This is a genomic window from Pseudomonas sp. LFM046 (genome assembly GCF_000949385.2).
GTDB lineage: Bacteria > Pseudomonadota > Gammaproteobacteria > Pseudomonadales > Pseudomonadaceae > Metapseudomonas.
In genome coordinates this window covers 1,349,926-1,368,711 of record NZ_JYKO02000001.1, presented here as the reverse complement: position 1 = coordinate 1,368,711, position 18,786 = coordinate 1,349,926, and the positions used below count along the sequence as shown (strand labels likewise).

The window sequence follows — 18,786 nt, the reverse complement described above, 5'->3', positions numbered from 1 at the left end:
TGTTCAGGAAACGTGCTGGAGGAACTCGCGCAGGCGCGGGCTCGGCGGATTGCTGATGAGGACTGCCGGGTCACCGTCTTCGGCGATGCGGCCCTTGTCGATGAAGATCAGGCGGCTGGCCACCTTGCGGGCGAAGTCCACCTCGTGGGTGACGATGACCATGGTCATGCCCTCCTCCGCCAGGTTCTTCATCACGCCCAACACCTCGTGGCGCAGCTCAGGGTCCAGGGCCGAGGTCGGCTCGTCGAACAGCATCAGCTTGGGCTTCACCGCCAGGGCGCGGGCGATGGCCACGCGCTGCTGCTGGCCGCCGGAAAGCTCCGAGGGATAGTGCCCGGCGCGCTCGGCCAGACCCACCTTGGCCAGTAGCTCGCGGGCCAGGTTCTCGGCATCGGCCTTGGCGGCACCGCGCACGCGGATGGGACCGAAGGCGACGTTCTCCAGGGCGGTCATCTGCGGGAACAGGTGGAACTGCTGGAAGACCATGCCGGCTTCCTGGCGGATCAACCGCTCCTCCACCTTCGGGTCGTTGACCTCGAAGCCGTCAACGTAGAGCTGCCCGCCGCTGATGACTTCCAGCTTGTTGATGCAACGCAGCAGGGTCGATTTGCCCGAGCCCGAAGGCCCGATGATGACCACCACTTCGCCGCTGCCGATCTTCAGGTTGATGTCGTGAAGCACCTGGGTAGTGCCGAAGTGCTTGGAGACGCCCTTGAACTCGATCATAGAATTTTCAGTCTCCCTTCGATGCGGCGCAGGGTGTAGCTCAGGGCCAGGGTGATGATGAGGTAGATGACTGCCACCGCCGTCCAGATTTCCATCGCGCGGAAGTTGCCGGCGATCACTTCCTGGCCCTGGCGGGTCAGCTCGGCGACACCAATGACGATGAACAGCGAGGTGTCCTTGATGCTGACGATCCACTGGTTGCCCAGCGCCGGGATCATCCGCCGGAAGGCCAGCGGCGCGATCACGTACCGCAGGGTGTCGCGCCCCGAGAGGCCGAGCGCCAGGCCCGCTTCACGGAAGCCGCGGTTGATCGACAGCACCGCGCCCCGGGTGATCTCGGCGATGTAGGCGCCGGAGTTGATCATGATGGTGACCACCGCCGCGCTGAACGGGTCGATGCGCACCGGCACCATCAGCGGCAGGGCGAAGTAGATGAACATCACCTGCACCATGATCGGTGTGCCGCGAATCAGCTCGATGAATACCAGCGCCAGCCGGTTGCTGAGGAAGCCGCCATAGGCGCGGGCAAAGCCCGCGACCAGGCCGATGACCACCCCACCCAGGAGTCCGAGCACGGATATCCACAAGGTGAGCCTGGCCCCCTCCAGCAACACGGGCAGCGCGCTCCAGATGGCATTCCATTGGAAAATCATTGCACTGCTCCTACTTCAGTTACAGGAAGGACTTACTGCGGATCAGTGCCGAACCACTTGCGGTAGATCTCGGCGTAGGTGCCGTTCTCGCGCAGCGTCTTCAGCGCGCCGTTCACCGGCTCACGCAACTCGCTGCCCTTGGGGAAGCCGATGCCGTACTGCTGCGCCATCATCTGCTGGCCCACGGCTTTCACCTGACCTTCACCCGCGGTCTTGATGTAGTAGAGGACGTTGGGGGTGTCGTGCATGGCGGCGTCGACGCGGCCGGTACGCAGCTCCAGGTAGGCGTTGTCGATGTTGGGGAACTGGCGCAGGTCGCTGGCCTTGAGGTTGGCCTTGGCGTAGTCGGCCGAGGACGTCCCGCTCTTCACCGCCAGGGTCTTGCCGGCGACGTCCGCCTCGCCCTTGATGCTGTCGTTGTCGCTGCGGACCATCAGCAGGAAGCCGCTGTCGTAGTAGCCGTCGGAGAAGTCGATGGCCTGCTTGCGCTCTTCCTTGATGGTGATGCCGGCGAGCGCCACATCCACGTTGCGGGTTTGCAGCGCCGGGATGATGCCGTTGAAGTCCATGGGCTTGAGCGTGTACTTCCAGCCCAGTTCCTTGGCGATGGCCGCCCAGAGATCGATATCGAAGCCGACGTACTGGTCGCCCTGCTTGAACTCGAAGGGCACGAAGGCGGTGTCGGTGGCGACCAGCAGTTCCTTGTCGGTGGCGTTGGCGTGGGTGGTTGCGGCGATGGCGAGCGCAGCCAGGGCTGCTTTCAGCAGGTGCTTCATATGCATGCTTCCTCTCGGTCGTGGACGAACTGGCCCTGGCCGGTACGGCTTCAGGCGTTTCTGGCAGTCAAGGTTCAGCAGGGACCCGAGGAAGGCGCCCTGCCGGTTTGTTGTTATCAGCTGCTAGGCCAGTCAGCGATGCGCTGCACGGCCACCATGCTTTCGAGCAAGATAAACATGCATTTTTCACAAATGCAATAGCGATTTGCGCAACACCTCGACACCTCACTCCTCTCTCCTACCCAGCTACAGACCACTAAAAACAAGGTATACAGGCTTTTAAAAAGCTCCAGCCAGGAACGAACGCCTTCCAAAGGCTCGGCAAAAAATTATTGCACATCCTGCTTTTGCATATATTATTTGCCAAAATGCACCGGAGGGCACCATGAGCCACGTATTCCACCGCAGCCTCACCCAGAGCTACCCGACCGCCGTCCAGGGCGACGGCCCCTACCTGATCGACAGCCAGGGCAAGCGTTACCTGGACGCCAGCGGCGGCGCGGCGGTGTCCTGCCTCGGCCACAGCGACGCGACGGTGATCGAGGCCATCCGCGAGCAGGTGGGCAAGCTCGCCTATGCCCACACCTCCTTCTTCACCAGCGAACCCATGGAAGCGCTGGCGGACTTCCTCATCGAGCGCGCACCGGCGGGACTGGCGTCGGTGTACTTCGTCTCCGGCGGCTCCGAGGCCGTGGAAGCCGCCCTCAAGCTGGCGCGCCAGTACTTCGTGGAGATCGGCCAGCCCCAGCGCCGCCACGTGATCGCTCGGCGCCAGAGCTACCACGGCAACACCCTCGGCGCGCTTGCGGCCGGCGGCAATGCCTGGCGGCGCCAGCAGTTCCAGCCCTTGCTGATCGACGTCAGCCACGTGAGCCCTTGCTACGCCTACCGCGAACAACGAGCGGACGAGTCGCTCGAAGCCCTCGGTACTCGCCTGGCCGCGGAACTGGAAGCGGAAATCCTCAATCTCGGCGCCGAGAACGTCATGGCCTTTATCGCTGAGCCCGTGGTGGGCGCCACCCTCGGCGCGGTGCCGGCGGTGCCCGGCTACTTCAAGCGGATACGCGAAGTGTGCGACCGCCACGGCGTGCTGCTGATCCTGGATGAGGTGATGTGCGGCATGGGCCGTACCGGCACCCTCTTCGCCGCCGAGCAGGAAGGCATCAGCGCCGACCTCATTACCGTCGCCAAGGGCCTGGGCGCCGGCTACCAGCCAATCGGCGCAACGCTGGTGAGCGGCCGCATCGTCGACGCCATCCGCCAGGGTTCGGGCTTCTTCCAGCACGGCCATACCTACATCGGCCACGCCACCGCCTGTGCGGCGTCCCTGGCGGTGCAGAAGAGCATCGAGGAACGCCAGTTGCTGCCCCGCGTGCGGGAGCTGGGCGCAGCCTTGCAAACCCGCCTGCGCGAGCGTTTCGCGGACCATCCCCATGTCGGCGATATCCGTGGCCGTGGCCTGTTCCAGGGTCTGGAGCTGGTTCAGGACCGCGCCAGCAAGGCGCCCTTCGACCCGGCGCGCAAACTCCACGCCCGCGTGAAGAAAGCCGCCATGGCCCACGGCCTGATGTGCTACCCCATGGGCGGCACCCTCGACGGCCGCAGGGGCGACCATATCCTCCTGGCGCCGCCCTTTATCCTTGAAGAGCCGCACCTCGACGAACTGGTTCACAAGCTCGACACCGCCCTGCGCGACGCCCTGGCCGATGCCTGAGGAGCCGGTGATGAAGATCGAATCGCGGCTGACCGCCCTGACCGAAGCGCAGATGAGCGACGCTCAGCGCGCCGTGCTGAAGGCCATCCTCAGCGGCCCGCGCGGCAACCTGGATGGCCCCTTCCTGGCCTGGATCCACAGCCCCGAACTGGCCGACCACGCCCAGCGCCTGGGCGCCTTCTGCCGCTATGGCACAGGTCTGGAACTGCGCCTGACCGAGCTGGCGATCCTGTTCACCGCGTCCTGGTGGCAATCCCAGGCGGAATGGCAGATCCACGAACCCATCGCTCGCCAGGCAGGACTGGCTAATGAGGTGATCGAGGCCTTGCGCCAGGGCGTGGAGCCGCCCTTCGAGCGTGACGACGAACGCCTCATCTATCGCCTGGGCCGCACGTTGTACGCCACACGGCGCGTCGACGAAACGCTCTACGCCGGAGCCGTCGCAGCGTTCGGCGAACCGGCGGTGGTGGAGCTGGTGGGGGTGTTCGGCTACTACGCGCTGGTGGCCATGACCCTGAACGTGTTCCAGGTGCGGCGCGGTACGGATACCCCTCTGCCGTTTCCGGAGGCTTGAAAGACCCGCGCCCATGATGGCGCACCCTGCGTCGACGGCGCCTTGAAACCCCAGGCCAGCGTCCCCGATGGGGAGCGTTTCGCTCGCGGAGCGTGTCGCCCTACGGTCGCTGCCCTCCTTCAGTTTGCAGCGGTCTACTGCTTCAAGCCCGCCTGACCTTCTGCTGAAACGCCTGAATGCAGCGGGCAGACGAGCACTACCTGGTGCGCAGTGCAGCCAGCACGGGAGCCACAAGGACTCCCGTGTCTGGTCGGTCGATTGGCCGGCCACGGTCAGCGGCCTTCCAGCTTGTCCACGACCTCCTCGGTGGTCACCAGATCGTTGGCGATGTAGCGGAAGTTGACCAGCGCGCTGCCGTATCCGTCGCCGTCAGGAAGCTTCGGGCCGGCGACGGCGTCGCGCACGACGACCACCTCGAAACCCCGCTCCAGAAACTCGCGAAGGTGCGACTCGACACACAGGTTGGAGGCCATGCCGGCTAGGACGATCTTGTCGATCCGCTGCTTGTGCAGCTGCAGCATCAGGTCGTTGCTTTGCGGGCCATACAACTTGTGCGGTGAGGCGACGATGGTCTTGCCGTCTTCGATGAAGGGCTTGAACTCCGGCATGAAATCGGCGCCCGAGTTGCGGAAGCCATCCAGCGTCAGGGCGCCCTTGCGATCGAAGAGGCCAAGCTTGTGCTGAACGGTCTCGGCCGGCCCCTCGAACTCCCACTTGTGATCGTGGGGGTAGTAGTAGTGCGGCGAGATGGCCACGGTCGCACCGGCCTTCTTGAAGGCCGCGAAAAGCCGGCCCAGGTTCGGGACCAGATGCTGCTCGGTCACGCTCTCACCAAAGACCGGCCACCCTGCGCCCTTAGGGCTCATGAAGTCGATCTGCGGGTCGATCACGACCAGGGCGGTCCGGCTCATGTCCCATTGAAAGGTCGACGCCGGAAGCGCCGGCTTGACCGGATCGGCGTAGGGATTGTCGGCGGCGAAGCCGACGCCGGGCGCCGCCAGGATGGCACCCAGCAAGGTGGCGTAGAGCATTCTTCTGGGGTGGAGTCTGTTGAAGGTCATTTTGCGTGTCCTCGAAGTGGGTTGGTGTGTGTACGGTACGGCGAGAGGACGGAACGAAAAGGACGTTTATCCTTGGATTTCGGCCGACTCGCGCAGCCACTTCGGGTGAGGCGGGCACCAACGCCGAGCCTCGTCGACACACCCGTTGACCCTGCAATCAGGCGGGGCGTCTAATGACGCCTCAGCCAGGCTCTTGGCCTACAGCTCATGCCACGTCACGTTTGCTTCCTGATCTACTCGGGCTTCGTATTGCTGGACCTGAGTGGCCCACTGGAAGCCTTCTCCAACGCCAATCGTGCCCGCCCTTCGGGCTATCGATTCACGGTCGCTTCGCTTGACGGCGGCTTGATCAGCACTTCGGACGGACTGCAGGTCGCGACCGAAGCCCTGCAGGATGTCGACCGCCTCGACACGCTCATCATCGTCGGCTCGCCAGCTGCTCCAGTCGGCGACTGGGTGACGCCGATGGCGGCCGCGATCCGGCACTTGTCCTTGCGCTCTCGCCGCACGGCCAGCGTCTGTACCGGTGCCTTCGTGCTGGCCGAGAGCGGCCTGCTCGACGGTCGCGTCGCGACCACGCATTGGAACTACGCGCCGCAATTGCAAGCGCGCTATCCGTCGCTGCGCGTGGATGGCGATCGAATCTGGACCGAAGACGGGAATGTCTGGACGTCCGCAGGCATGTCGGCCGGCATCGACATGGCCCTGGCCATGATCGAGCAGGACCTGGGCAAGGAGGTGGCGCGCTTCGTCGCACGCATGCTGGTTGTCTACTATCGGCGGCCAGGGGGTCAGTATCAGTTTTCTTCGCTGCTGGATTTCGACCCCGGCTCGGATCGCATCCGTACGGTGCTGAGCTATGCACGCGATCATCTACGTGATGACCTGTCCGTTCAGCGCCTGGCAGACGTGGCGCACATGAGCGTGCGTCAGTTCGGCCGCGTGTTCACGGCAGCCGTCGGGGTGACGCCGGCGAAAGCGGTCGAGCGCATTCGTATCGAGGCCGCGAGGCCGCTGATCGAGGATGGGCATCAAAGTTTCGAGGAGATCGCCCGGAGCTTCGGATTCGGCGATGCCGACCACATGCTGCGCAGCTTCATGCGAGTCGTTGGGCGGACACCACAGGAACTGCGCCGGAGCGCTCGCCAGGCCAAAGGCGATGGTGGGTCCGGAAGAAAGGCAGAGCGGTAGTCCGCGCTCGCGAAGGCTCAGGGGCTTGATGATGCGGCCACGGTTGAGCGATCGCTTGTTGCGGGGTGGCAGGATCAGCCCGGCACCGTTCAACGGGCGCCGGGGAACAGCCTCCCCGTTCCCGCCTCAGCGCAGCGGTTTGTCCAGCTGCCAGCGCTGCAGCATCTGCTGCAACCGGCCATCCTGGCGCAGGGTGTCCAGCGCCGCCTGCCAGCGAGCCACTACCTGCGGGTCCGTATTCCGGGAGAAGGCGATGTAGGCACCCTGGGTCATCAGGGACCTCTGGAACTGCAGCTGTGACGGCTCTATCCCGGCTTCCCTGGCCAGGGTGGCGACTGTCAGGGTATCGGCCACGATCAGGTCCGCCCGGCCGACGCGCAGCAGGCGCATCATCTGTTCCGGCGTATCCACGCCGTACAGGTTGGTGAAGCCCTGCTCCTGGAGCACGCCATAGGCCAGCCACTTGCGCGGCAGGGCGATGCGACGGGCCACTCGGACGTCGCTCAGCTTGGGCAATGGCGAAGCCGGATCGCCCAGGCCATAGAACGCCGACTCCGACACCATCACGGGACCGACCCACTGGTAGCTCGCCTCACGTTCCGCCGTGCGCATGATGATGAACAGCCCGGTATCCGGCGCCGAGACGCTGTCGGCCAGGGCCCGCAGCAGCGGCTCCCGCTCTATGCGCGCTGAATCGCCGGACGCTTTCGCCAACTCGCGCACCAGATCCACGCCGAAACCCTGCATCTCGCCGTTCTGCTGGAAATGCAGCGGCGGGTGGTGATCCGTGAGCATGTGCAGCTCCGTCGAGCTGACGGCGCAGGAAAACAGAAACAACAGCGATCCGACTACGCGCCTCATGAAACACCCTCAAGACAACATGGCGTGCAGCTTAGTACGGGCACATGACAGCTGTCGTGGGCGGGGCCACTGCCGTTGCGGCGCAGTTCGCCTTCCCGAGCAACGGCGGAGTGATGCGTTGAACAAAAAAGCCCGGCATATGCCGGGCTTTTTCATTTGATGGGTATCGCTCCGCTCCACCACATCCTACGAATCACACTCCCCGTAGGATGGGTGGAGCTCCGCGATACCCATCACCGTTCCTCCACACGGCGCTCCATGTCCCCTCCATCCCCGCCAATTCACCGGCAAGATGCCCGCCTTCACACGGGCGCCTTTTTTATTCCGGTCCGGGAGGAAAACTGCTGAATCTGCACCTCCCATCGATTGGCGCCACGGGCATCGCCCCGCCCAAACTAAAATTACAGTAAGGCCCCAAGGAGAAGGGTCTCTGGCCGTCGTAGCGCCTTCCCCATCCGCGAGCACTCGCGAAGCTTCGGCGGCCTCCTTTGGCGGATTAATCCCTAAGTGGCGGGCCAGGTTGGAGGCGGTGTGCGCATCGCTTTCGGGGTCGGTTCCGGTGCTGCATCCAGACGTTGGTGCGCGCGGCGCACCCTACCCTGCATCACTCCTCGCCGTGCGCCGCCTTGAGGAGATTGCTGCGCAACCGCACGACCTCTTTCTGCAGCGCCGAGAACTCCTCGGACGTGAGCCCGCAGGCGTCCGTCAGGTTGATGCTGAAGGCTCGTTCGCGGAGCTGCCTTCCGCTCTCCGTCAGGCTGATGCGCACCTGGCGTTCGTTGGCCTTGTCGCGCTCACGCGTCAGGTAGCCCATCGACTCGAGCTTCTTGAGGATCGGCGTGAGGGTGTTCGATTCAAGGAAAAGCTTCTCGCCCAGGCCACTGACGGTCTGATCGTCCTCCTCCCATAGCGCGATGATCGTGACGTACTGCGTGTAGGTAAGGCCCAGCTCTTCGAGGATCGGCCTGTAAACCTTGCCGAACGCCAGGTTCGTCGAATACACGGCAAAACACAGGAAGTCGGCCAGCTTCACGTCCGTAACCTCGATCGGCCCATTCGATCCGGTCTGCATTCCCTTCATAAACGCCTCTCTCACTAGTGTCGTAACCCGCTCCGTAGCCCGACGCAGGATACATCGGATGCGAGTAGTTCGGCACCGATTTGCTCTGCAGGATCGAAATCATGCGGGCAACCGTTCGTCCAGAAGCGCGACGAGCCCCTATTGACGGCAATTTGTTTGTGCGCAAAGATTAATTCATCGCATACGATTTATTCGTATGCGATTAAACTTAAAACGGCCCTGGCCACTATTCAAACGCACGAAACGATGAGGAACTCCCCCATGACCAAGATCGAAAAAGTCCTGTTCACCGGCAAAACCCACACCACCGTAGCCCACCGTGAAGGCGCTTCGCGCAAGGATCACGGCCGCGTCGATATCAAGCTCTCGGCACCCCGCGGCGCCGGAGCGAATTCGGAACTCAGCTTCGATGCCACCTTGCCCCACCCCACGGCGGAGCAACTGTTCGCCGGCGCCTGGTCGGCCTGCTATATCAGCGCCATCGGGCTGGTGGCCCAGGAAAGGAAGGTTGTGCTGCCGCAGGATCTGGCCGTCGAAATCGAGGTCGACCTGGGCATGACGGGTAACGCCTACTTCATCCAGGCGCGGTTCAACGTCAGCTTCCCGGGCGTTCCCTACGAGGTTGCCGAGGCCATTGCCAAGGAAGCGCACGAGATCTGCCCGTACTCCAAAGCCACGCACGGCAATATCGACGTCGCCCTGAACGTGATCGCGGATTAACGCAAGGCACGGCCCCTGCCAGCTGCGTCGACAGACGTGTGAGTTCGGCAGGGGCCGAGTTCGACAGTGCAGGCGAACGGATCGCCAGCCGCACACGCTCGCCTTCCTGGGACGGTAGCCAGGCATTGCTGGATGCCTGAAGAGCATTGCAAAGGCCAGCTCTGAGTTACCGATCAGAAACGTCTAGTACAGGCCTTCCAGACCTCCGCACCGATCTGATGCATCCCCCTCCCCCGGCCCCTCTCCCAAAGGGCGAGGGGGGACTCGCGCCTGACAGGGCGCGGCAACCCTGATGCCGACTCATTGCCTGAATCTGTGCAGAGGGGCTCAGGCCTCCAGCACGAATATGCCCACCTGAGGGTCCGGGCTCAGCCAGTAACGCCCCAGGTGCCAGCCCGACTCTGCAGCCAGATCCACGACCTGCGTCAGGCTGTACTTGTGCGAGTTCTCGGTGTGCAGGCGCTCTCCGGCGCGGAACTCGAATGTCCGGCCGGCCGCCTGAACCTTCTGATTGCGGCGGCTGACCAGGAATATCTCCATGCAGCTTCGCTCCGGATTCCAGCGGGCCAGGTGATCGAAGGCGTCCAGGTCGAAGTCGCCGCCCAGTTCGCGGTTGATACGCGCCAGGAGATTCTTGTTGAACTGTTCGGTGATGCCGTCCGCGTCGTCGTAGGCCGCTTCCAGCGTGGCGACATCCTTCTGCATGTCCAGGCCGAGGATGAAGCGCGACTCGCGTCCCAGGTAGCGACGCACCGAACGCAGGAAGCGCCGGGACTCCTCCGGGGTGAAGTTGCCCAGGGTGGAGCCGGGGAAGAACGCGACCCGTGGGCGCCGTGCGGCTTCCGCCGGCAGATGGGGCAAGTGGGTGAAGTCGCCCACCTGGGGCAGCACCCGCAGGTCGGGATAGGCGCCCTGGAGCATGGCGGTGGCCTTGCGCAGGGCCGACTCGCTGATGTCGATGGGCAGGTAGAGGCCGATCTGCGGCGCGGCATCCAGCAGCAGCCGCGTCTTCAGGCTGGCGCCGCTGCCGAACTCCACCAGCGCCGCCCCCTGGGGAATCACCGTGGACAGCTCGGCGGCGATACTGCGCAGCAGCGCTGTCTCGGTGCGGGTGGGGTAATACTCCCGGGTGTTGCAGATGGCCTCGAACAGCTCCGAACCCACCGCATCGTAGAAGTACTTGGGCGGCAGGCTTTTCTCCGGCGCTGACAGGCCGGCGCGCACGTCCTCGGCGAAGGTTTCATGCTCGCCCACCGCCTGGCCGACCACGGCATCCCGCGCCAGGCGCAGGCCAGAGAACATCCAGCGCTGGGCCGGATAGAAGAAGTTGCGGTAGCTGGGCCGGGCGTGGCCGGCAGGGGTGATGCTGGCGCCGCCGCGCAGCACCATCTGGCTCACCATGAACTTGCCGTTGTACTCGCCCACCGCATCGCGGGACGGCCGGAAGCCGGGATAAGGTGCATAGGCACTGGCGGTCCACTGCCAGGCGCAGTCCTCCACCTGGCCGAGCACCCCGGCGCGGGCGGCCACTTCCCACTCCGCTTCGGTGGGCAGGCGGGCATCGACCCAGGCCGCGAAGGCGCAGGCCTCGTAGTAGCTGATATGACTGACCGGCGCGGCCGACACCAGCGGGTGCAGGCCGCCCAGGCCCATCTCCATCCAGGCACCCTCTTGCTGCTGCCAATACATGGGCGCTTGCCAGCCGTCTTCCTGTACCCGCGCCCAACCTTCGGAAAGCCAGAGATCGGCGCGCCCATAACCGCCCGCCTCGATGAATTCCAGCCACTGGGCATTGGTCACCAGGCGGTCACAGATCTGGAACGGCTGCAGGTACACCTTGTGGCGCGGCCCCTCGTTGTCGAAGGCGAAGCCCTCGCCGTCGTGGCCGATGTCCACCAGTCCGCCGGGCAGGCCGACGAAGCGGCCCGGGCGATCACCGCCGGGCTCGCGCCAGCGTTCGTTGTAGGCCGGGCGCAGGGGTGAGCGGCTGAACAGATGGAGCAGGTCCATCAACAGCAGCTCCTGGTGCTGCTGCTCATGGGCCAAGCCCAGTTCTACCAGGGGCAGCGCCTCTTCAGGGGCTTCCGGCAGAAACGCTTGCATGTGCTTGTCCACATGGCGCCGATAGGCCAGCACCCGATCCAGGGGCGGCCGGGTCAGCAGCCCCCGCTCCGGGCGTGGCTGGCGTGGCCCGAGGGCCTCGTAGTAGGAGTTGAAGAGATAGGCGAAGACGGGATCGAAGACGGGGTAGCCGGGCAACTGTTCCCGCAGCAGGAAGGTCTCGAAGAACCAGGTGGTATGGGCCAGGTGCCACTTGGCGGGGCTGGCATCGGGCATGGACTGCACGACCATGTCCTCTTCGCTGAGGGAAGCCACCAGCGATTCGCTGTGGCGGCGTACTTGCAGGTACTGGTCGAGCAGTGCGGTGCTGTTCATCGGCGTCTCTCTGCAGCGCTGTTCCCAGGGCTGTTGGATGCGCGGAATACAGGCGTCCGGGCATTCGATGCGAACGACACGGATCGTCACCAGGCGGGGGTATTAAAGGTCTGATGCGCAGCGGCCGGGGAAAGTTCGGCTTGTTCGCACCACGGCCGGCATCAGCGCCAGGAACGCTGACGAAAGGCGGCTGCGAGACCTTTCCCTTGCCTCTTCGGAAGATGCGTTCGCTGCTTTTCCGGGCTTGGCCTACAGCCGCTATTCAGAAGGATAGGCCGAGCGAAGCGATACCTCACCGCGGGCTGATGGATAACCTGTCCTCTCATCAGCACCGCCCCTTGCCCCGTCCTCCCCGCTTACCTATCCAGCTGTCCGTCGCGATCAATCCCGTGGCCGGTTTTGACAGCCCGAATCAGTAGGCGCGATTGAGCCGCTCGGTGCATGCGAAAAACGGCAGATGTTTGGTGCCTGTTCGCAGTCTCGCCAGACGTCATGCAACCGAGCCAGTCTTGTCCCTCATAAGCCTTGCCAGGAGCGTCAGTCCTTCCGTCAAGTCATCGAATGGCGGGCCGCCGAGGCAAAGGCGAATTCCGGCCGCCTGGTCACTGCGGTCGACCAGGACCGATTCGGGGGCCGTCACTCTGATGCCAACCGAGGCGGCCGCTGTCGCGAAGCGATCGGCAGCGTCGCGCGGCATCGGTAGCCAGACGTGATAGGCATCCGGATGGGAAACAAGCTCGACCGCGCCAAGAAGCGAAGTGGCCAGGCTCGATCTGCGGCGCGCTTCATGGCGCAGGTCCTGCGGGATGGATGCGATGACGCCACTGGACAGCCAGTCCTCCACCACGGCACAGGACAATGGCGCCGGAGCCATGGGGACGTCTTGCAAGACTTCTTGCGCCGCGGCAGTCATTCCCGCCGGCAGCGTGAGCATGCCAATCCTCAATCCGGGACCAAGGGACTTGGATAGCCCATTGACGTGGAAGACTCTCTCGGGAGCCAAGGTCGCGAGCGCAGGCGCAAGTGGCGGTCCCAGTGCGTAGACGCCATCCTCGATGACCCAGGCACCCGACCGCCGACAGACATCGACGATAGCCTGCCTTCGTGCCATGCCCATCGTCGCCGTGGTCGGGTTATGAAGCGTCGGTGTGAGATAAACCGCTCTGCTGGCGGTAGATGCGACCCCATCGAGGGCATCAGCGAGCGCCTCCGGCACCATCCCCTCTGCGTCGATCTCGACGCCTTGCATCCGATACCCTTTGCGCCGGGCCAGGGCAATCGCACCGGGATAGGTGACTCTTTCTGTCAGGATCACCCCGTGAGGGCCACAGGCAAGATCGAACGCCAGTGATATGGCCTGGCGGGCGTTGCTCGTCAGCACCAGATTCGATGGATCGACCGTTACACCGAGCGTTTCAAGCCAACGGGCTAACAGACGCCGATGCTCCAGGTGCCCGGCGGGCGGCGAGTAGAGATTGAGATGATCTGCGTCGATCTTCCGCGCGACCCCAGCCAGGGTCCGCGCCAGCAGTCGGGCGGTAAGCATCGCCGGCGGCACATTGGACGAGAGATCGATCTCCCGATCCTCATGCGCCTGACAGATCGCCACGAACATTCCCCGGCCCTTGACGCTGCGCACCAGCCCCCGCCGCTCAAGGGCTGCATAGGCTTTTGTCACCGATCCCAGGCCGATTCCCAGTTGCCAAGCAAGGTCTCGATGGGCAGGCAGGCGGTCGCCCCCCTTCAGTCGCCCCTCGATGATGTCGTCGGCCAGAGCGAGTACCAGCCGCTCGGCGACGCTCGCTTCGATCTCCGCAAGACGCGGCATCCAGGGCGATTGAAGAAGCATGGTTTCCGTCCAGATTGATTAATAGTGTCGCGTGACACTATTTAAATAGATCAAAAGTGTAACGTGCATTAGGGTTGTTTGCGAAATTCAACTGTTTGTCGAACAGCCTCACAGCGATGGCGGGGCAATGGAGGGTCGGATGTTCAGCCATGTGACTGTTGGCGCGCAGGATCTGGAGCGCGCTGGCCATTTCTATGATGCCACCCTCGCTCCGCTCGGCCTGAAACGCCGCGCAGTCGTGCCGGATGGCGGGCCTGCGGCGCTGTGTTGGGTGACAGCTACTGCGCCGCTGCCACGCTTCTATGTCTACATCCCCCGCAATGGCGAGCCATCGACGATTGGCAACGGCAGCATGGTCGCGTTCCTGGCCGCCTCGGAGCAGGCCGTGGAAGCTGCCTACGCTGCGGGCCTTGCGAGTGGCGGGACGGACGAAGGAATACCTGGACCGCGTCCTCACTATGGCGATGGCTATTTCGGCGCGTATCTGCGCGACCCCGATGGGAACAAGGTTCACATTGTCTATCGCGGAGACCTCCAGGAATGATGAAGAAATCCCACGCCATGGAGCGGATTGGATCGCCGAAACCATTGCAGATGTTTCGGGATACGCGCTGGAGGATGTCTCAATGATCGGCAGTCCGCTCGCACTCGCCTTTGGCACTTATTTCCTCGCCGCTGCCAGTCCGGGGCCGAGCAACATGGCGATCATGGGAGCGGCGATGCGTGATGGGCGCACATCCGCCCTCATCCTGGCATCCGGTGTCATGACCGGCTCGCTCTTTTGGGCGGTGCTGGCGGCGACCGGTGTCTCCACCTTGCTGGCCACCTACGCCAAGGCGCTTTTCGTCCTCAAAGTGATCGGCGGTATCTATCTGCTCTATCTGGCGATGCGTGCTGGCAGGTCCGCCATGCAGCCGACCTCGGCTTTCACCGGCGTGGATGCCGGACGGGCAACCCCACGCTATCTGCCGCTATACCGCCAAGGCGTCTTCATGCACATCGGGAACCCCAAGGCGATCATGTCCTGGATGGCGATCATGTCGCTGGGGCTCCGGGAGGACGCCCCCAACGGCACCTTGCCCGCGATCATAGGCGGCTGCGCTTTGCTCGGGGTCATCATATTCGGTGGCTACGCCATCATCTTTTCGACGTCCCGGATGATTGCTTGCTACACCAGGCTTCGACGCTGGATTCAAGGGCTTTTCTCTGCGCTGTTTGCCGTCGCGGGATTGAAGCTTCTGGTATCGCCAGATTGATGTCCCCGGGGTACCGAAACCGATAGCCGAGGCGATTGATCCGCCCCTCATCAAGGCTGATCGGACTTGCCCGTGTTGGCACGAACATAAGGAGTGGTGTTGTGCACTGTGTGATTCAGATGATCGATGTTTTCGGCGCCGAACCTCTTTCCGGAAACCCGCTGGCGGTAGTCATGGGCGCAGACGCGCTGGCAACCGATGAAATGCAGCGCCTGACTCGCTGGCTCAACCTGTCGGAGACCGCCTTTCTGCTATCACCCACGCATCCGGAGGCGGACTACAGGGTGAGGATTTTCACACTGGAGAGAGAAATGCCTTTTGCCGGGCACCCGACATTGGGCAGTTGTCATGCCTGGCTTTCGACTGGGCGTGCGCCGATGAAAGAGGCGGAAATCATCCAGGAGTGCGGCGTTGGACTCGTTACGATTCGCCGTGATCAAGGACTGCTTTCCTTTGGCGCGCCGCCGCTGATCCGTTCCGGCCCTCCCTCGAAGGAAGAATTGACCGAGGCGGTTCAATTTCTGGGGATTGGGACACACGAGGTCGTCGATGCCGCCTGGATCGACAACGGTCCCGGATGGCTGGGAATCAGGTTGGCTTCGGCAGAGAGAGTGCTTTCCCTGAATCCGCAACGAAGCTGGCCCCGCAGAATCGACATCGGCGTGGTGGGACCTCATTCCCGTGGTGAGGCTGCATTCGAAGTTCGTGCCTTTTTCAGCGATCACCTGGGCACCACTGTCGAAGACCCCGTCACGGGAAGCCTTAACGCCTCACTGGCGCAGTGGCTGTTCGCCGCGGGCGTGGCCAATGAAGCCTATATCGCCGCCCAAGGCACTCGCCTCGGTCGTAAAGGACGTATTCATGTGGCTCGCGATAACGCCGGCCAATTCTGGATCGGCGGCAAAACGCACACACAGGTTGCAGGCCGACTTCAGGGGCTCCTTGAGTGTTAGGCATGGTGCATGCCGCATGGGTGACAGGAGCGGTCCACGCAAACACTGAGATGTGTTTTGAAGAACGTCATCTACTCATCAATTGTGTTCAAACAAGGACTTACAAGCATGTCTTCGGCTCCGGAAAACCAACTTGCATCCCACGGAGCCGCCCTCCCCGCTGTTCCGTCTGCATCCGCCACGGACACGTTGAAAATGTTGGTGCGCTACAAAGCCTGGGCGAATGAGCTGACGTTCAAAAGCGTGATGAACCTGCCGGATGGCGAGGCGCTTCGCCCCAGGCCGACGCGCTTTGGAAACATGGTTCATACACTGAACCATGTTTACGTGGTGGACGATATTTTCAGACACCATCTACAAGGCAAGAAGCATCACTACATTTCCCGCAACACCGAACATCCGTCTCCGTTGAGCGACCTCTGGAACGCGGTTCAGTCAATGGACCGCTGGTACATCGAACTCGTCGACACCTGGTCGGTCGAGGACCTGTCCAAAGTCGTCCATTTCGAGTTCGTCGGAGGGGGAAAGGGCGTCATGACACAGGAAGAAATCGTGTTGCATCTGGTCAATCACGCCACCTATCACCGCGGATTCGTCGGCGACATGATGTACCAGGTTCCCTTTACGCCACCGTCAAACGATCTTCCGGTATTCATCAGGGATCACTATCGCAAAGCTCGGTGAGTCTATGCCGCTATGGTGGGCAGGATCAGGCCGGCAGTGATTCCGCTTGAGACGTGGACGCGCTCCGCTCCGAGTCGATGGCTAGCGTTGACCATGGTTCGCTCCAGCAAGATGAACGATGGTCCGCTATCGGCTATCTCAAGCGCGACAGGAGTCAGGTTGTGCCTCCAATAGCGGCTGAATAACCACGATTGCCGCGTGGAAGTCCAGGCGATCCATGGCCGGGTCCAGTTCAACCCGCTTTTCGCCGCCCAACTGCGCAAACTATGACAATCGCATATGGCCGTAGGTGAGCAGGCCTCGAAATTCTGTTGGTGCAGGTAGCGCCACGTACTGCCTTGGCATTGCTTATTGCCGCCGAAATCGGCTCCAGGCCGCCGCATCATCGTGATCAGCCCATTAGCGTAGATATATTTCCCGCATCCCTTAAGGTTCCAATGCGTGAGAGCGGGCCCTCAGTAGCCGCGATAAGCAGGCCCCGAGACAGCACCGACTTTTCAACAGAATCAGTCGAGAGCTGTCGCCCCCCAAACAAAAGGACACGCCCGAAGGCGTGTCTTTTCGTTCAACTCGAAGTTGCCCGGGGCTTCAGCCCCTCACGCCTTTGTCGGGACTTCAACCCGTGACTGAGGTTGTTCTTATCTGTCTGCATGGCATTACTTTTGTTCTTGTCGTGCCCCTGGGGGCAGCGTCGGCCTCCGCGATCACCAGACGCGGGACGAAAAAAGCCCGCCCTGCCTGGGACGGTGGGCCGGGCAGGTCGGGTGAGCAGGGACCAGGGTGACGCTCTAAAACTCAGGTCCGCTGCACGTCGGAATGACGGTGTTGAGCGCGGCTTCGAAATGCTCATTCAGGACACCTGAACTCCGCTTTCTCAGCCGCCCTCGCCTGGTCATTCGCTGGCTCGCAGGACCTTTGTGGTGCTTAGGCGAGTTCGTCGAAGCACTCGCCGATGATGGAGAGACCACGCTCCAGGTCGGCATCGCTGACGGTCAGCGGTACCAGGATGCGCAGGACGTTGTAGTAGGTGCCGCAGGACAGCAGGATCAGGCCTTTCTCGCGGGCCTTGGCGACGATCTTGCCGGTCAGTTCGGCAGCCGGCCTGGTCACATTGCCGCCCTCGAACAGCTCCACGGCAACCATGGCGCCGAGGTTGCGTACGTCCACCAGGCTGTTGTGGCGCTCACCGATCTTGCGCAGGCCAGCGGTGAGGATTTCACCCACGGACTTGGCGCGGTCCAGCAGCTTCTCGCTTTCGAAAGCTTCGATCACCGCCAGGGCGGCGGCGCAGGAAACCGGGCTGCCGGCGTAGGTGCCACCCAGGCCGCCCGGGGCCACGGCGTCCATGACGTCAGCACGGCCGGACACGCCCGCCAGCGGGAAGCCACCGGCGATGGACTTGGCGAAGGTGGTGAGGTCGGCGGCGACGCCCATCTGCTCCATGGCGAAGAAAGTGCCGGTACGGCCAGCGCCGGTCTGCACTTCGTCGGCGATCAGCAGGATGCCGTGCTGGTCGCACAGGGCGCGCAGGCGGGCCATGAAGTCCTTCGGCGCGACATTGAAGCCGCCCTCGCCCTGAACGGGTTCGAGGATGATCGCGGCGATGTCGCTGGGGGCGGCGTCGTTCTTGAAGATGCGCTCGATGCTGGCCATGGACGCGTCCACCGAAACGCCGTGGATGGCGTTCGGGTACTGGGCGCGGTACACGCCGCCCGGCATCAGGCCCATGCCGGCGGAGTACGGCACCACCTTGCCGGTCAGGCTCAGGGTGTACTGGGTACGACCGTGGTAGGCACCGGTGAAGGCGATCACGCCGTTACGGCCGGTGGCGGCGCGGGCGATCTTGATGGCGTTTTCCACAGCCTCGGCGCCGGTGGTGACCAGCAGGGTCTTCTTCTCGAAGCTGCCCGGCACCAATTGGTTGATCTTCTCGGCCAGGGCCACGTAGGGCTCGTAGCCGAAGACGTGGAAGCAGGTGTGGGTCAGCTTGGCCAACTGCTCCTGCACGGCAGCCATGACTTTGGGGTGCAGGTGACCGGTGTTCAGGACGGCGATGCCGCCGGCGAAGTCCAGGTACTCGCGGCCTTCGACGTCCCATACGGTGGCATTCTCGGCGCGCTCGGCGAAGACCTGGTGGATCTGGCCGACGCCACGGGGAATGGCGGCCATACGGCGTTGTTGCAGGCTCTGGTTGGTATTCATGATCACTCCACTGTTGCAATCGTCCGCACGGGAAGCCGCCGCAGCGGCC

General features: G+C 63.3%; 17 protein-coding genes. 8 read left to right on the top strand and 9 right to left on the bottom strand.

Annotation, left to right across the window (positions count from 1 at the left end; translation table 11 throughout):
- Positions 1-3 precede the first annotated feature (3 nt).
- The 3 genes from glnQ to glnH are packed head-to-tail and all read right to left on the bottom strand — an operon-like array spanning position 4 to position 2,155.
- On the bottom strand, positions 4-726 hold the full coding sequence (glnQ, locus tag TQ98_RS06395) for a glutamine ABC transporter ATP-binding protein GlnQ (protein WP_044875114.1): 723 nt from the start codon (positions 724-726) through the stop codon (positions 4-6).
- Complete coding sequence (gene glnP / locus TQ98_RS06390; RefSeq protein ID WP_044875115.1) at positions 723-1,379, bottom strand: glutamine ABC transporter permease GlnP; 657 nt, start codon at positions 1,377-1,379, stop codon at positions 723-725. The genes glnQ and glnP overlap by 4 nt, the downstream gene beginning before the upstream one ends.
- 32 nt (positions 1,380-1,411) lie before the next feature.
- On the bottom strand, positions 1,412-2,155 hold the full coding sequence (glnH, locus tag TQ98_RS06385; RefSeq protein WP_044875116.1) for a glutamine ABC transporter substrate-binding protein GlnH: 744 nt from the start codon (positions 2,153-2,155) through the stop codon (positions 1,412-1,414).
- A gap of 385 nt (positions 2,156-2,540) precedes the next feature.
- Here glnH and TQ98_RS06380 point away from each other — a divergent pair, with 385 nt between their 5' ends.
- Together TQ98_RS06380 and TQ98_RS06375 are read left to right on the top strand one after the other, a co-directional pair.
- On the top strand, positions 2,541-3,869 hold the full coding sequence (locus TQ98_RS06380; protein WP_044875117.1) for an aspartate aminotransferase family protein: 1,329 nt from the start codon (positions 2,541-2,543) through the stop codon (positions 3,867-3,869).
- Between the two features lie 10 nt (positions 3,870-3,879).
- The gene (locus TQ98_RS06375; protein WP_044875118.1) at positions 3,880-4,443 is read left to right on the top strand and encodes a hypothetical protein; all 564 of its coding nucleotides are present in this window, start codon (positions 3,880-3,882) and stop codon (positions 4,441-4,443) included.
- Positions 4,444-4,715: 272 nt separating this feature from the next.
- On the opposite strand, the gene TQ98_RS06370 is transcribed toward TQ98_RS06375, so the two are convergent.
- Complete coding sequence (locus TQ98_RS06370; RefSeq protein ID WP_082073315.1) at positions 4,716-5,504, bottom strand: cysteine hydrolase; 789 nt, start codon at positions 5,502-5,504, stop codon at positions 4,716-4,718.
- Positions 5,505-5,711: 207 nt separating this feature from the next.
- Here TQ98_RS06370 and TQ98_RS06365 point away from each other — a divergent pair, with 207 nt between their 5' ends.
- Positions 5,712-6,695 (top strand): GlxA family transcriptional regulator, encoded by a 984-nt coding sequence (locus tag TQ98_RS06365; protein ID WP_044875119.1) that lies wholly within the window; start codon positions 5,712-5,714, stop codon positions 6,693-6,695.
- Between the two features lie 126 nt (positions 6,696-6,821).
- Here the strand turns inward: TQ98_RS06365 and TQ98_RS06360 are convergent, their stop codons facing one another.
- Entirely contained in the window at positions 6,822-7,490 is a 669-nt protein-coding gene (locus TQ98_RS06360; protein ID WP_347337819.1) for a transporter substrate-binding domain-containing protein, read from the bottom strand.
- Positions 7,491-8,160: 670 nt separating this feature from the next.
- Positions 8,161-8,637, bottom strand: coding sequence for a MarR family transcriptional regulator (locus TQ98_RS06355; protein WP_242443055.1), 477 nt, complete (start codon positions 8,635-8,637; stop codon positions 8,161-8,163).
- A 261-nt stretch (positions 8,638-8,898) separates the two neighbouring features.
- Here TQ98_RS06355 and TQ98_RS06350 point away from each other — a divergent pair, with 261 nt between their 5' ends.
- Positions 8,899-9,357, top strand: coding sequence for an Ohr family peroxiredoxin (locus tag TQ98_RS06350; RefSeq protein ID WP_044875121.1), 459 nt, complete (start codon positions 8,899-8,901; stop codon positions 9,355-9,357).
- A 327-nt stretch (positions 9,358-9,684) separates the two neighbouring features.
- Here TQ98_RS06350 and egtB read toward each other — a convergent pair whose 3' ends face one another.
- Together egtB and TQ98_RS06340 are read right to left on the bottom strand one after the other, a co-directional pair.
- On the bottom strand, positions 9,685-11,793 hold the full coding sequence (gene egtB / locus TQ98_RS06345) for an ergothioneine biosynthesis protein EgtB (protein WP_044875122.1): 2,109 nt from the start codon (positions 11,791-11,793) through the stop codon (positions 9,685-9,687).
- A 490-nt stretch (positions 11,794-12,283) separates the two neighbouring features.
- Positions 12,284-13,642: a PLP-dependent aminotransferase family protein gene (locus tag TQ98_RS06340; RefSeq protein ID WP_044875123.1), complete on the bottom strand. Its 1,359-nt coding sequence runs from the start codon at positions 13,640-13,642 to the stop codon at positions 12,284-12,286.
- Positions 13,643-13,781: 139 nt separating this feature from the next.
- On the opposite strand from TQ98_RS06340, the gene TQ98_RS06335 reads away from it, so the two are divergent.
- From TQ98_RS06335 to TQ98_RS06320, 4 genes are all read left to right on the top strand, one after another.
- Entirely contained in the window at positions 13,782-14,186 is a 405-nt protein-coding gene (locus TQ98_RS06335; RefSeq protein WP_044875124.1) for a VOC family protein, read from the top strand.
- A gap of 82 nt (positions 14,187-14,268) precedes the next feature.
- Positions 14,269-14,898, top strand: coding sequence for a LysE family translocator (locus TQ98_RS06330; protein WP_044875125.1), 630 nt, complete (start codon positions 14,269-14,271; stop codon positions 14,896-14,898).
- A 119-nt stretch (positions 14,899-15,017) separates the two neighbouring features.
- Positions 15,018-15,851 carry a PhzF family phenazine biosynthesis protein gene (locus TQ98_RS06325; RefSeq protein WP_044875483.1) on the top strand — a complete coding sequence of 278 codons (834 nt, stop codon included), beginning with the start codon at positions 15,018-15,020 and terminating at the stop codon, positions 15,849-15,851.
- A gap of 57 nt (positions 15,852-15,908) precedes the next feature.
- Positions 15,909-16,535, top strand: coding sequence for a DinB family protein (locus tag TQ98_RS06320; protein ID WP_197708593.1), 627 nt, complete (start codon positions 15,909-15,911; stop codon positions 16,533-16,535).
- Between the two features lie 924 nt (positions 16,536-17,459).
- Here TQ98_RS06320 and gabT read toward each other — a convergent pair.
- Positions 17,460-18,740, bottom strand: a complete 1,281-nt coding sequence (gabT, locus tag TQ98_RS06315; protein WP_103103132.1) for a 4-aminobutyrate--2-oxoglutarate transaminase — start codon at positions 18,738-18,740, stop codon at positions 17,460-17,462.
- Between the last annotated feature and the right edge of the window lie 46 nt (positions 18,741-18,786).